The organism is Streptomyces sp. C (genome assembly GCF_000158895.1).
GTDB lineage: Bacteria > Actinomycetota > Actinomycetes > Streptomycetales > Streptomycetaceae > Streptomyces > Streptomyces racemochromogenes.
Genome location: NZ_GG657750.1, coordinates 3,919,802 through 3,933,313 on the forward strand (window position 1 = coordinate 3,919,802; position 13,512 = coordinate 3,933,313).

The following is a 13,512-nucleotide window of genomic DNA, read 5'->3' on the forward strand; positions in this document are numbered from 1 at the left end:
GCGGGTCGCCGCCCTGGATCATGAAGCCGCTGATGACGCGGTGGATATGTACGGTGCCGTCGTAGAGCGGGGCCGTGGTCTTCTGGCCGTCGGTGGGACGGGTCCACTCACGCTTGCCCGTGGCGAGCTCGACGAAGTTGCGGACGGTCTTCGGAGCGAAGTTCTCCAGCAGCTCGATCTCGATGTCGCCGTGGTTGGTCTTCAGGGTGGCGTAGAGCTTCTCGGCCACGGATCTGCCTTCCATAGTCATCACTGTCGGCCCCGATCCTCCCACGGAGGGCGGAAGGCCACGGAAATCCTCCACCCGTATGCCCTGTCGCGCATGCGCGGGCGGCGCTGCGGGGGGCATGATCCGACAAAGGGTGGAAAGGTGAGCTGTGTCCGCCACCGAGGAGGAGGATCCCGTGACCCGCAAGGACCATGTGCGCCTGGCCGCCGAGAACGCCAAGGACGCCGTGAAGCACGCAGCGGAAGTGGTGGCGCCGTATGCGGAGACCGCCAGGGACGCGGCCGCGCACTACGCGCACGAGGCGAACGAGCGGCTGGCGCCCAAGGTCTCCCACGCGGCCGGCCAGGCCTCGCTGCACGCGCGCGCGGCGTACGACAACCACTTTCATCCCAGGATGCAGGCGGCGCGCACGCACGTGCCCCCGAACGTGGACCGGGCAGCGGTGAAGGCCGTCCACCACACGCGCCTCGCCGCGCGCCAGGCGGCCGACTACACGGCGCCCCGGTTCGAGAGCGCCCTCGCGGCGAGCCGGCCGATGGCCGAGGAGGCCGCGTCCCGTTCGACGGCGGCCCTCGCGGCGCTGCGCGGCCAGGTCTCGGCGAAGGAGGTGCAGCGCCTGGTGCGGCGGCACGAGCGCAAGGCGCGGTGCGGCCGCTGGGTGAAGGGAGCCGCGCTGGTGGGGCTCCTGGCGGGCGGCGCCTTCGCGGCGTGGAAGTGGTGGGACCAGCAGTCGAACCCGGACTGGCTGGTGGAGCCCCCGGCGGCCACCGAGCTGTCCGCGCAGGACGCCGCCCCGGCCTCCTTCGACGACGAGCTGGCGGAGAAGGAGCGCGAGTCGAACGGCGGCAAGAGCGCCTGACCCGCACCGCGTGCAGGAGGGGCCCGGATCCACTCGCGGATCCGGGCCCCTCGCGCGTGCACCGCGCTAGTTCGGCAGGGTCAGCACCATCCCCGGCCGGATGAGGTCCGGGTTGGAGCCGACCACGCCCCGGTTCATGGCGTACAGCTCGCGCCAGCGGGCCTCGTTGCCGAGCTCGCGGCGGGCGATCGCGGAGAGCGAGTCGCCGGGCTTGACGGTGTACGTGCGCTTCGTGGCGGCCTGCGTCGGCTTCGGCGCCTGCTTCGGCGACACCGGGACGGCCTTGTGCGCCGCCGAGGCGGGGCTCGGCGCTGCGGGCGCCATGGGCTTGGCCGCCGGCGGGGTCGCCGCCTTGGGCGGAGCGGCGGCGGCCATCCGCTCGGCGGCCGCCTTGGTGGCGGAGGCGGCGTCCGCGTAGGAGTCCGCGTACTTGGAGCCCATGTCGGAGCCCGTCTTCGGCCCCTGCCGCTCCATCTCCCGCTTCGCCTTCTCCGCGGCCTCGTGTTCCTTCTTCTTGTCCGACTTCAGGAAATCGAAGAGTCCCATTGCGTGCGCCTCCGGCGTGCTGTTGCCCCCCTGGCCTCATGACCTCCCCCCACTGTCGTCCACCGTCGGCCGCACGGCCGGGTGACTGGGCCGTACGGGGGACGCCGGCGGCTACTGCTGCCGGGCGCGCCGGGCCGGGCGGGAGGTCTCGGCGGGCACGGCCAGCGGCCCCTGCGCGAGGCGTCCGAGGACCCGCAGCAGACACGCGCGGTCCTCCTCGGCGAGGTCGGCGAGGGCCTCGGCGTGGACCGTGTCGACGATCCGCCGGCTCTCCACGGAGACGGCGGCACCCTTCTCGGTGACCGCGATGATCCGGGCCCGCCGGTCCTTGGTGGAGGGCCGGCGCTCGGCCAGTCCGGCCTTCTCCAGGGCGTCGACGGTCACGACCATCGTCGTCTTGTCCATGTCGCCGATCTCGGCGAGCTGGGCCTGTGTGCGCTCTTCCTCCTGCGCGTGCACGAGGACGCAGTGCATGCGGGCGGTCAGCCCGATCTCGCCGAGGGCCGAGGCCATCCGGGTCCGCAGGACGTGGCTGGTGCGGTCCAGGAGGAAGGACAGGTCGGGCTCGGTCGAGGTGGATCCCATCGCAGTCATGGGACCAGCCTAACAATTCGATCCGAAAAAAATAGTCTGCAACAAAACCATCTGCTACGGTCATATCAGTTCCAGCTGAATGGCCCGCCGACGCCCGCCGATGCCCGCCGACGACGAACCGGAGAGACCCATGACCACCGCAGTTACGGAATCCCCCGCCGGGGCGGCCGCTCCGGCCCGCGGCCCGCGCTCGCGCCGCACCGCCCTCGCCGTGCTCTCGACGGGCATGCTCATGACCGTCCTCGACGGCAGCATCGTCACCGTCGCCATGCCGGCCATCCAGGACGACCTCGGCTTCAGCCCCGCCGGCCTCAGCTGGGTCGTCAACGCCTACCTGATCGCCTTCGGCAGCCTGCTGCTCCTCGCCGGCCGGCTCGGCGACCTGATCGGCCGCCGGCGCATGTTCCTCGCGGGCACCGCCGTCTTCACGGCCGCCTCGCTGCTCGCCGCCTTCGCCGGGTCCCCCGCCCTGCTCATAGCCGCCCGCTTCCTCCAGGGCGTGGGCAGCGCCATGGCCTCCGCCGTCAGCCTCGGGATCCTCGTCACCCTCTTCCCCGGGACCCGCGAACGCGCCAGGGCCATCGCCGTGTTCTCCTTCACCGGAGCGGCCGGGGCCTCCCTCGGGCAGGTGCTCGGCGGGGTCCTCACCGACGCCCTCGACTGGCACTGGATCTTCTTCATCAACCTGCCCATCGGCATCGCAGCCCTGCTGGCCGCCCTGCCCGCGCTCCCCGCCGACCGGGGGCTCGGACTGCGCGCCGGTGCCGACGTACCGGGCGCCGTACTCGTCACCGCCGGGCTGATGGCCGGGATCTACGCCGTCGTACGCGTCGAGGAGTACGGCTGGACCTCCGCGCACACCCTCGGCCTCGGGGCGCTCTCCCTGGCCCTGCTCGCCGGCTTCGCCCTGCGCCAGGCCAGGACCCGCACCCCGCTGATGCCCCTGCGGATCCTCCGCTCGCGCACCGTGGCCGGCGCCAACCTGGTCCAGGTGCTGATGGTGGCCGCGCTGTTCTCCTTCCAGGTCCTGGTGGCCCTCTACCTCCAGCAGGTCCGGGGCTACGGAGCCGCGGAGACCGGCCTCGCGATGCTGCCGGCCGCCCTGGCGATCGGCGGCATCTCCCTCGGCGGCGCGGCGAAGCTGATCGCCCGCTTCGGCGAGCGCCGCGTCCTGCTCACCGGCCTCGCCCTGCTGGTCGCCGGCCTCGCCCTGCTGACCCGCCTGCCGGTGCGGGCCGACTACGTCACCGACCTGCTGCCCGTGATGCTGCTGGCCTCCGGCTTCGGCCTGGCCCTGCCCGCGCTCACCACCCTGGGGATGTCGGGCGCCGACGAGCGGGACGCCGGGCTGGCCTCGGGCCTCTTCAACACCACGCAGCAGATCGGCATGGCCCTCGGCGTCGCCGTCCTGTCCACCCTCGCCGCCTCGCGCACCGAGGCCCTGACGGCCGCCGGTACCGCCCGGCCCGAGGCCCTCACCTCCGGCTACCACCTGGCCTTCGCCACCGGCGCCGGCCTCCTGCTGGCGGCCACCGCCGTCGCGGCCGCCCTCCTGCGCTCCCCGCGGACCCGCTGAACACGGCCCGCCGCGCCCACGAAAAAAGCCCCCCTGACCAGCGTTTGCGCTGGTCAGGGGGGCTTTCCTGAAGTGGAGCCTAGGAGATTCGAACTCCTGACATCTGCCTTGCAAAGGCAGCGCTCTACCAACTGAGCTAAGGCCCCGAGCAACTGGACGCGGACGTCCCCCGGGAAGGAGTGTCCGTTCCGCAGGACAGAGTACCCGGTGCACCCCCGCATCCCGCAAAATGATAGGGACTCCCGCCCCGCGACCACGCTCCGTAAGATGCTCGCGAGGTTCGCACCAGCGAAGGGGAGTAGGAAGAGTGGACGCAGTACAGCAGGAGGCCACGGCCAGAGCCCGGGAACTCCAGCGCAGTTGGTACGGGGAGCCGCTCGGCGCGCTGTTCCGTCGGCTCATAGATGACCTCGGTCTCAACCAGGCCCGCCTCGCTGCCGTGCTCGGGCTTTCGGCGCCGATGCTGTCCCAGCTGATGAGCGGGCAGCGCGCCAAGATCGGCAACCCGGCCGTGGTCCAGCGGGTCCAGGCCCTCCAGGACCTCGCCGGCCAGGTGGCGGACGGCAGCGTCAGCGCCGCCGAGGCCACCGACCGGATGGACGAGATCAAGAACACCCAGGGCGGCTCCGTCCTCAGCAACAGCGGCCAGACCAGCACCGGTTCCGGAGCCCCCACCGTCAAGCGCGTCGTCCGCGAGATCCAGTCGCTGCTGCGCTCGGTCGCCGCGGCCGGCGACATCATCGAGGCGGCGGACACACTCGCCCCCACCCACCCGGAACTGGCAGAGTTCCTCCGGGTCTACGGGGCGGGCCGCACCTCCGAGGCGGTGTCCCACTACGAGGCCCACCAGAACTGACACACGCGGGTGACGGGGGACGGGCGCAGCCATGGGTGAGGTCTTCGCCGGCCGGTACGAGCTGGTCGATCCGATCGGGCGGGGCGGCGCGGGCGCCGTCTGGCGGGCGTGGGACCGGCGCCGCCGAAAGTACGTCGCCGCGAAGGTCCTCCTCCAGGGCGATGCCCACATGCTCCTGCGGTTCGTGCGCGAGCAGGCCCTGCGCATCGACCACCCGCACGTCCTGGCCCCCGCCAGCTGGGCGGCGGACGACGACAAGGTCCTGTTCACCATGGACCTCGTCGCCGGCGGCTCCCTGGCCCACGTGATCGCGGACTACGGGCCGCTGCCGCCCCGTTTCGTGTGCGCGCTGCTCGACCAGCTCCTGTCGGGGCTGGCGGCGGTGCACGCGGAGGGCGTCGTGCACCGCGACATCAAACCGGCCAACATCCTGATGGAGGCCACCGGAACCGGGCGGCCGCACCTGCGGCTGTCCGACTTCGGGATCTCCATGCGCAAGGGCGAGCCCCGGCTCACGGAGACCGACTTCGTCGTCGGCACCCCGGGCTACTTCGCCCCGGAACAACTCGCGGGTGGGGAGCCCGACTTCCCCGCGGACCTCTTCGCCGTCGGCCTGGTCGCCCTGTACCTCCTGCTGGGCCGCAAGCCCGACGCGCAGGCGCTGGTGGAGCGGTTCGGGGCGCACGGCACGCCGGACGCCCCCGAAGGCGTCCCCGCGCCCCTGTGGGGCGTGATCTCGAACCTCCTGCAACCGGACCCCGGGAACCGGTTCCGGACCGCCACAGGGGCGCGCAAGGCCCTTGCCGAGGCCGCCCAGTTGCTGCCCGACCCCGTGCCCGGCGAGGAGCCGGTGGAGGTGTTCGACCAACTCGGTCCGCTTCCGGCCGGTTTCGGCCCCCAGGGGCCTGAAGTCGCCGCCGCAGCAGCACCGGTGGGTTTCGGGCCGCCGCCGGCCGCGTACGGTCCCGGGCAGCCCGCCGCGGCCTCCCCGGAGACGAGCGGCTTCCACCTGACCCCGCCCGCGGTCGCGCCTCCCGCGGCCACCCCGCCCGCCGCGTCCCCGGCGCCGCGGGCCGTCCGGTCCGGCCGGATCGCCCCGCCCCCGGCGAAGGTCACCGCCGGCATCCTCACCGCGGCCCTGCTGTGCTTCGCGGTCGGCGTCTGGGCCCTGACGCGGCTCTAGGGGGCGCCCGCAAAGTCTCGCCTGCCCCGCGACGCCCGGCACGCGCTCTCGCCGCACCGGACGAAAGCCCAAGTACGTCCAGTACGCGGGCTTCCGCCCGGCACGCCGAGAGCACGCACCTGGGGGCACCTCCCAGCGGTAGCTGGGGGAGACGCGGGGCCCGCCCTCCGGGCGGACGGCGCCACTTTGCGGACACCCCCTAGGAGGTGCCCGCCGCCCCGCCCCGGCGGGCCAGCAGGATCCATCCCCCGAGCACGAGCAGCAGCACCGCCCCCGTCCCGAAGCCGGCCCCGGCCACCACCCGCATCGCCGAGGCGTCGTCCCGCGCGGCCGCCGCCTCCGGGGCGGTGAGCCCCTCCTTCGCGGCGGCCCGGTCGGCGGCGCCGACCCCGAACCCGGCCGCGGCCAGGCCCTCCTCGTACGCCGGGGCCTTGGCCGGGCCGCCGGTCACTTCCATCCGCAGCGTGAGCGGCACCGGCGTCGCGTCCTCGGTGAACTCCCGGACCTTCCCGCCCAGGGTGACGGCGATGTAGTACCAGCCGGCGACCCGGACCGGCTCCACCTCCCGCACGCTGGAGAAGCGGTTCTCGTAGGCCACCGGCGCGGTCTTCGGCAGCGTCAGCGCCGCCTGCTTCCCGTCGTACGAGGTGCCCTCGGCGTCCACGAGCCCCCGGTACGGGCTGTACAGCGCGACGGTGAGCCCTTCGGAGGCGGAGCCGTACTCCTTGGTCATCCGCGCCCCGGCCACCTCGGCGCCGATCCCCAGCTGCTGCCCCCAGTCCAGCGGCACCCGGTAGAACCGGGTCTGGCCGGGCCGCAGGTGGTCGCGCCACACCCCCGGACCCACGGCGCGCGCGTCGTTGAAGCCGGTGCCTCCGGTACGGGCCACCGGGTTCGTGCCCGGCAGGGCCGGGGAGGCCGAGGGCCGGACGCTGGGCGCGGCGGTGGGGGCGGTGCCGGCGGCCGGGGCCGGCTCGCGCATGACGAGGAGTTCCACCGGCCAGGCCGCCCGGTCGGAGTCCTTGCCCGCGGTCCGGGTGACCTTCGCGTAGTACGTGCCCGCGCCCTGGCACTCGGCGTCCTCCGCCAGCCTCCGCTGGCCCACCGCGCCGAGCGGGACCGGGTCGTAACCGAAGGACGCCCGGCCGGGGTTGCGGGGGCAGGCCCGGCCGCCGCTGGTCATGACCTCGACCTCCAGGTGGTCCCCGTAGCCGACCCTGGCACCCGCGGGCGGCCGCAGCACGGCGGAGACGTAGACGGTCGAGGCGTCGTCGAGGCCGAGCCGGTAGACCCGCTCGCCCGGACCGAGGGTGTCCTCGTAGGGCGTACCGGCCTCCAGCAGCGGGGCGTCCGCCGTCGAGGACGCACCCCGCACCGGCTTGGCACCGGCCGCGGGCCGGTACTCCGGCAGGGCCCCGCCCGGCCCGGAGACCGCCGCCGACGGCCCTCCCGACGGCCCGGCGGCCGGGGCCGCGTAGGCCATCCCGGGCAGCCCCGCCGAGAGCGCCAGCAGCCCCAGGGCCGCCGCCCCGGCCGACGCCGTCCGGAGCCCGGGCCGCACCCGATCCATCACACCCACCCCAAATTCGCTACAGCAACCATAATCTTTGCGTAACTGAACTTCCCCGACCGGGACTTCCCCGACCGGACCTCCCCGACCGGACTTCCCCCGACCGGACTTCCCCCGGCCGGACTTGCCGCCGGAACAGCACGAAGCCCCGGCAGCAGCGGCAGCCGGGGCTTCATGGAATCAATCGTGGGGCTCACACACCGGAACCAGAGGGCACGGAGTCGGTTGCCTCCGTCCACAGGTCCTGCTCGGCACGGTCCGCCTGGATCTGGCGGTACACGAGGAGCCCGCCGATGGCGGCCAGTGCGACCAGGAGCAGCTTCTTCACGGCGCGACCTCGTCTTTCGTAGACGTTGGGGACTTCTGGCCGCCAACAATACACACCGACCGATACCGATCGGTTACCTGGGACCACCCCGGACGGCCCAACGAAGAAGACCCCCAGGCCTTGGCCTGGGGGTCTTCGACTCTGTGGGGCTAACAGGATTTGAACCTGTGGCCTCATCCTTATCAGGGATGCGCTCTAACCAACTGAGCTATAGCCCCTCCGCGCCTGCGCGCTGACTCCTGAAGATTAGCGCACAGACGCAGTGGAACCCAAATCCGCTCCCGTGGGGCTTTCCCGCAGGTCAGTCAGCGGGTCATTCGTCCTCGGCCAGCGTGAGCTCCACGCCGCCCACGAAGCCCGCCGACAGGTTGTAGATGAACGAACCCAGCGTCGCCAGAGCCGTCATCAGCACCACGTCGATCACCGCGATCACCGAGGTGAAGATCAGCACGCGCGGCAGCGACAGGAACGACTGGAGGTCGAACCCGTTGCCCTCGTTCGACCCGGTCGCCTCGCTGATGGTGCCGCCGACGGTCGAGAAGATGCCCATGGCGTCCATGACCATCCACAGCACCGCCGCCGCGACGACGGTGCACAGGCCCAGCGCGATCGACAGCAGGAAGCTGACCTTCATCACGGACCACGGGTCGGCCTTCGCCACCCGCAGCCGCGCCTTGCGCGTCCTGGGGGCCGTACGGACCCCCGGGACGGCCCCGCGCTGCGCACCCGGGCCCGTGGGCGCGGCGTAGGCCTGCGGGGGCTTCTGGGGCTGCCCGGCCCGGTTCTTGACCGGCCCCTTGGGCTGGTCCTTGGCCACTGCCTTGGGCTGGTCCTTCGGCTGGTCCTTCGGCTGGTCCTTGACCTGGTCCTTGACCTGGTCCTTGGTGCCGGCCTGGTTCTCGGTGGCCTGGTCCTCGGCCGTCTCCTTCGCCTTCGGCTGCGTCTTGCTCTGCGCCGCCGGCTTGGGTTCCGGTTCTCGGGTGTCCGTCACGGTTCCCCCCTGGGAGTCCGCGGCGGGGCCACGGGCACCGTTCGCTCCAGTCTTGGCCGGTCCGGCGCCCGTGGCTCCACTCACGACTTACTCCTCGTGCTCCCCGACCGAGGGCTCCGTGCCCCCGGCCGCCCCGGCGGCCGGTGCGTCGGCCGCCGCGGCCTCGATCTCTGACTCGATCTCGTCGGCCTCGTCAGCTTCCTGACCGGCCTCGGCGTTACGAGCGATGCCGACCACGGCATCGCGCTTGCCCAGGTTGATCAGCTGGACGCCCATGGTGTCACGGCCGGTCTCCCTGACTTCGCTGACGCGCGTGCGGATCACACCACCGCCGAGCGTGATGGCGAGGATCTCATCCGACTCGTCGACCACCAACGCGCCGACCAGCGAACCGCGGTCCTCGACGATCTTCGCCGCCTTGATGCCCAGACCGCCACGGCCCTGGACCCGGTACTCGTCCACCGCCGTCCGCTTCGCGTAGCCGCCGTCGGTGGCGGTGAAGACGAACGTACCCGGCCGGACAACGCTCATCGACAGCAGTTCGTCACCCTCGCGGAAGCTCATGCCCTTCACACCGGAAGTGGCACGGCCCATCGGACGCAGCGCCTCGTCGGTCGCCGTGAAGCGGATCGACTGCGCCTTCTTGCTGATGAGCAGCAGGTCGTCCTCGGCGGACACCAGCTCGGCGCCGATCAGCTCGTCGGCAGTGCCGTCGGCGCCGTCGGCGCCGGTCTCCCGGAGGTTGATCGCGATGACACCGCCCGAGCGCGGGGAGTCGTAGTCCTTGAGCGCCGTCTTCTTCACCAGGCCGCCCTTGGTGGCCAGGATCAGGTAGGGCGCCGCCTCGTAGTCGCGGATGGCGAGCACCTGGGCGATCTTCTCGTCCGGCTGGAAGGCCAGCAGGTTCGCCACGTGCTGGCCGCGGGCGTCGCGGCCGGCGTCCGGGAGCTCGTACGCCTTGGACCGGTACACGCGGCCCTTGTTCGTGAAGAACAGCAGCCAGTGGTGCGTGGTGGAGACGAAGAAGTGGTCGACCAGGTCGTCCTGCTTCAGCTTCGTGCCGCGTACGCCCTTGCCGCCGCGCTTCTGCGAGCGGTAGTCCTCGGTCTTGGTGCGCTTGACGTAGCCGCCGTGCGTGATGGTGACGACGATGTCCTCTTCGGCGATCAGGTCCTCGATGGACATGTCACCGTCGAAGGGCACCAGCTTGGAGCGGCGGTCGTCGCCGTACTTCTCGACGATCGCGGCCAGTTCCTCGCTGACGATCGAGCGCTGCTTCTCCGGCGAGGCCAGGATCGCGTTGTACTCGTTGATCTTCGCCTGGAGCTCGTCGTGCTCGGCGACGATCTTCTGGCGCTCCAGGGCGGCCAGGCGGCGCAGCTGCATCTCCAGGATCGCGTTCGCCTGGATCTCGTCGATCTCCAGGAGGCCCATCAGGCCCTCGCGCGCGATCTCGACCGTGTTGCTGCGCCGGATGAGGGCGATGACCTCGTCGATGGCGTCCAGCGCCTTGAGCAGGCCGCGCAGGATGTGGGCCCGCTCCTCCGCCTTGCGCAGACGGAAGCGCGTACGGCGGACGATGACCTCGATCTGGTGCTGCACCCAGTGGCGGATGAACGCGTCGATCGACAGGGTGCGCGGCACCCCGTCCACCAGCGCCAGCATGTTCGCGCCGAAGTTCGTCTGCAGGTCGGTGTGCTTGTAGAGGTTGTTCAGCACGACCTTGGCCACGGCGTCGCGCTTGAGCACGATCACCAGGCGCTGGCCGGTCCGGGACGAGGTCTCGTCGCGGACGTCGGCGATGCCGCCGATCTTGCCGTCCTTGACCAGGTCGGCAATCTTCTGCGCCAGGTTGTCCGGGTTGGTCTGGTACGGGAGCTCCGTGACCACCAGGCACTGGCGGTTCTGGATCTCCTCGACCTCGACCACGGCGCGCATCGTGATGGAGCCGCGCCCGGTGCGGTACGCCTCCTCGATGCCCTTGCGGCCCACGACGAGGGCGCCGGTCGGGAAGTCCGGGCCCTTGATGCGCTCGATGAGCGCGTCCTGGAGCTCCTCGTGCGAGGCCTCCGGGTGCTCCAGCGCCCACTGGGCGCCGGCCGCGACCTCGCGCAGGTTGTGCGGCGGGATGTTGGTGGCCATGCCGACCGCGATACCGGCGGAGCCGTTGACCAGCAGGTTCGGGAACCGCGCCGGCAGGACGGTGGGCTCCTGGTTGCGGCCGTCGTAGTTGTCCTGGAAGTCGACGGTCTCCTCGTCGATGTCCCGGAGCATCTCCATGGCCAGCGGCATGAGCTTGCACTCGGTGTAGCGCATGGCGGCCGCCGGGTCGTTGCCCGGGGAGCCGAAGTTGCCGTTGGAGTCCACCAGCGGCATGCGCATCGACCACGGCTGGGCCAGGCGGACCAGGGCGTCGTAGATGGAGCTGTCACCGTGCGGGTGGTACGTGCCCATGACGTCGCCGACGACGCGGGCGCACTTGTAGAAGCCCTTCTCGGGCCGGTAGCCGCCGTCGTACATCGCGTACAGCACACGACGGTGGACGGGCTTGAGGCCGTCGCGTACGTCGGGCAGGGCGCGGGAGACGATGACGGACATCGCGTAGTCGAGGTAGGAGCGCTGCATCTCCGTCTCGAGCCCGACGGGCTCGATGCGCAGCACGGGCTGCTCCTCCGCGGAACCTTCGGCGGTGGGGGTGGTTTCGTCGGCCATTGCTGGTCAGGAATCCTTTCAGGCGGCGGTCAGCGTCGGGCCGACTCAGATGTCGAGGAAGCGGACGTCCTTGGCGTTGCGCTGGATGAAGGAGCGCCGCGCCTCGACGTCCTCACCCATCAGCACCGAGAACAGGTCGTCGGCCTGAGCCGCGTCGTCCAGCGTGACCTGGCCGAGCACGCGGTGGTCCACGTCCATGGTGGTGACGCGCAGCTCCTCGGCGTTCATCTCGCCCAGACCCTTGAAGCGCTGGATCGAGTCTTCCTTGATGCGCTTGCCGTTCTGCTTGCCGAGCTCGACCAGGGCGTCGCGCTCGCGGTCCGAGTACGCGTACTCGAAGTCGTCGCGACCCCACTTGATCTTGTACAGCGGCGGGCGGGACAGGTACACGTGACCGGCCTCGACCAGCGGGCGCATGAAGCGGAAGAGGAAGGTCAGCAGCAGGGTGTTGATGTGCTGGCCGTCGACGTCGGCGTCCGCCATCAGGATGATCTTGTGGTAACGGAGCTTCTCGATGTCGAAGTCCTCGTGCACACCGGTGCCGAAGGCGCTGATCAGCGCCTGGACCTCGGTGTTCTGGAGGATCTTGTCGATGCGGGCCTTCTCGACGTTCAGGATCTTGCCGCGGATGGGCAGGATGGCCTGGTACATCGGGTTGCGGCCGGACTTCGCGGAGCCGCCGGCGGAGTCGCCCTCGACGATGAAGATCTCGCACTTGGTCGGGTCGTTCGACTGGCAGTCGGACAGCTTGCCCGGCAGCGAGGCGCTCTCCAGCAGGCCCTTGCGGCGGGTCAGGTCACGGGCCTTGCGGGCCGCGACGCGCGCCGTCGCCGCCTGGATGGCCTTGCGGACGATGTCCGCGGCCTCGACCGGGTTGCGGTCGAACCAGTCGTTCAGGTGCTCGTGGACGACCTTCTGCACGAAGGTCTTGGCCTCCGTGTTGCCCAGCTTGGTCTTCGTCTGGCCCTCGAACTGGGGCTCGCCCAGCTTGACCGAGATGATCGCCGTCAGACCCTCGCGGATGTCCTCGCCGGCGAGGTTGTCGTCCTTCTCGCGGAGCAGCTTCTTGTCACGCGCGTAGCGGTTGACCAGGCCGGTCAGCGCCGCGCGGAAGCCCTCTTCGTGGGTGCCGCCCTCATGCGTGTGGATCGTGTTCGCGAAGGAGTACACGCCCTCGGTGTACTGCGAGTTCCACTGCATCGCGATCTCGACCGAGAGCATGCGCTCCTTGTCCTCGGACTCGACGTCGATGACGGTCGGGTGGATCAGCTCGCCCTTGCGCGAGTTGAGGTACTTCACGAAGTCGACGATGCCGCCCTCGTAGAAGTACTTCACCGTGCGGGCGCTGGGCTCCGCCGCGTCCGCGTCGGGGTCGTCCGCGCCGACGGTGGCTTTCGCCGACTCGCGCTCGTCGGTCAGCGTCAGGGTCAGGCCCTTGTTGAGGAAGGCCATCTCCTGGAAGCGCCGCGACAGCGTCTCGAAGGAGTACTCGGTGGTCTCGAAGATGTCGCCGTCGGCCCAGAACGTCACCGACGTACCGGTCTCGGCGGTCTCCTCGTTCTTGGCCAGCGGGGCCGTCGGGACGCCCAGCTTGTAGTCCTGGGTCCAGCGGTGGCCGTCCGTCTTGACCTCGACCGCGACCTTGGTCGACAGGGCGTTCACGACGGACACGCCGACGCCGTGCAGACCGCCGGAGACGGCGTAGCCGCCCCCGCCGAACTTGCCGCCCGCGTGCAGGACGGTCAGGACGACCTCGACGGCCGGCTTGCCCTCGGACGGCACGATGCCGACCGGGATGCCTCGGCCGTTGTCGACCACGCGCACCCCGCCGTCGGCGAGGATCGTCACGTCGATGGTGTCCGCGTGTCCCGCCAGCGCCTCGTCGACCGAGTTGTCGACGACCTCGTAGACGAGGTGGTGCAGACCACGCTCGCCCGTCGAGCCGATGTACATACCCGGCCGCTTGCGCACTGCGTCCAGGCCCTCGAGGACCTGGATCGCACTGGCGTCGTAATTCTTCTCGTTGGAGTCGCCGGAATCGGCCACGAAGCGCCCTTTCTGGCACAGC

Annotated in this window: 12 protein-coding genes and 2 tRNA genes; 4 read left to right on the plus strand and 10 right to left on the minus strand. The window is 71.1% G+C overall.

The window, feature by feature from the left end:
- A partial coding sequence (locus tag SSNG_RS17545) for a peptidylprolyl isomerase (protein ID WP_042801245.1) occupies positions 1–229 on the minus strand: 229 nt, incomplete at its 3' end.
- A 175-nt stretch (positions 230–404) separates the two neighbouring features.
- Between SSNG_RS17545 and SSNG_RS17550 the strand changes: the two genes are divergently transcribed.
- The gene (locus tag SSNG_RS17550; RefSeq protein ID WP_042803689.1) at positions 405–1,088 is read left to right on the plus strand and encodes a DUF5324 family protein; all 684 of its coding nucleotides are present in this window, start codon (positions 405–407) and stop codon (positions 1,086–1,088) included.
- A gap of 66 nt (positions 1,089–1,154) precedes the next feature.
- On the opposite strand, the gene SSNG_RS42995 is transcribed toward SSNG_RS17550, so the two are convergent.
- Positions 1,155–1,634, minus strand: a complete 480-nt coding sequence (locus SSNG_RS42995; protein ID WP_007265213.1) for a LysM domain-containing protein — start codon at positions 1,632–1,634, stop codon at positions 1,155–1,157.
- A gap of 111 nt (positions 1,635–1,745) precedes the next feature.
- Positions 1,746–2,228, minus strand: a complete 483-nt coding sequence (locus SSNG_RS17560) for a MarR family transcriptional regulator (protein ID WP_007265214.1) — start codon at positions 2,226–2,228, stop codon at positions 1,746–1,748.
- A 130-nt stretch (positions 2,229–2,358) separates the two neighbouring features.
- Here SSNG_RS17560 and SSNG_RS17565 point away from each other — a divergent pair, with 130 nt between their 5' ends.
- A complete protein-coding gene (locus SSNG_RS17565) occupies positions 2,359–3,804 on the plus strand; it encodes an MFS transporter (protein WP_042801247.1) in 1,446 nt (481 codons plus the stop codon).
- A 73-nt stretch (positions 3,805–3,877) separates the two neighbouring features.
- Here the strand turns inward: SSNG_RS17565 and SSNG_RS17570 are convergent.
- Positions 3,878–3,950, minus strand: a tRNA-Ala gene (locus tag SSNG_RS17570).
- A gap of 161 nt (positions 3,951–4,111) precedes the next feature.
- On the opposite strand from SSNG_RS17570, the gene SSNG_RS17575 reads away from it, so the two are divergent.
- Positions 4,112–4,660, plus strand: coding sequence for a transcriptional regulator (locus SSNG_RS17575; RefSeq protein ID WP_007265216.1), 549 nt, complete (start codon positions 4,112–4,114; stop codon positions 4,658–4,660).
- A gap of 31 nt (positions 4,661–4,691) precedes the next feature.
- Entirely contained in the window at positions 4,692–5,843 is a 1,152-nt protein-coding gene (locus SSNG_RS17580) for a serine/threonine-protein kinase (protein ID WP_007265217.1), read from the plus strand.
- Between the two features lie 199 nt (positions 5,844–6,042).
- On the opposite strand, the gene SSNG_RS17585 is transcribed toward SSNG_RS17580, so the two are convergent.
- From SSNG_RS17585 to gyrB, 6 genes are all read right to left on the minus strand, one after another.
- Complete coding sequence (locus SSNG_RS17585; protein WP_042801249.1) at positions 6,043–7,413, minus strand: hypothetical protein; 1,371 nt, start codon at positions 7,411–7,413, stop codon at positions 6,043–6,045.
- A gap of 193 nt (positions 7,414–7,606) precedes the next feature.
- Entirely contained in the window at positions 7,607–7,741 is a 135-nt protein-coding gene (locus tag SSNG_RS43895; protein WP_208809277.1) for a DLW-39 family protein, read from the minus strand.
- A 144-nt stretch (positions 7,742–7,885) separates the two neighbouring features.
- A tRNA-Ile gene (locus SSNG_RS17590) sits at positions 7,886–7,959 on the minus strand.
- A gap of 95 nt (positions 7,960–8,054) precedes the next feature.
- Complete coding sequence (locus SSNG_RS17595) at positions 8,055–8,816, minus strand: DUF3566 domain-containing protein (RefSeq protein ID WP_042801251.1); 762 nt, start codon at positions 8,814–8,816, stop codon at positions 8,055–8,057.
- Positions 8,817–8,819: 3 nt separating this feature from the next.
- A complete protein-coding gene (gene gyrA, locus SSNG_RS17600) occupies positions 8,820–11,444 on the minus strand; it encodes a DNA gyrase subunit A (RefSeq protein WP_007265221.1) in 2,625 nt (874 codons plus the stop codon).
- Positions 11,445–11,489: 45 nt separating this feature from the next.
- Positions 11,490–13,511: a DNA topoisomerase (ATP-hydrolyzing) subunit B gene (gene gyrB, locus SSNG_RS17605; protein WP_042803691.1), complete on the minus strand. Its 2,022-nt coding sequence runs from the start codon at positions 13,509–13,511 to the stop codon at positions 11,490–11,492.
- Position 13,512: the final 1 nt, after the last annotated feature.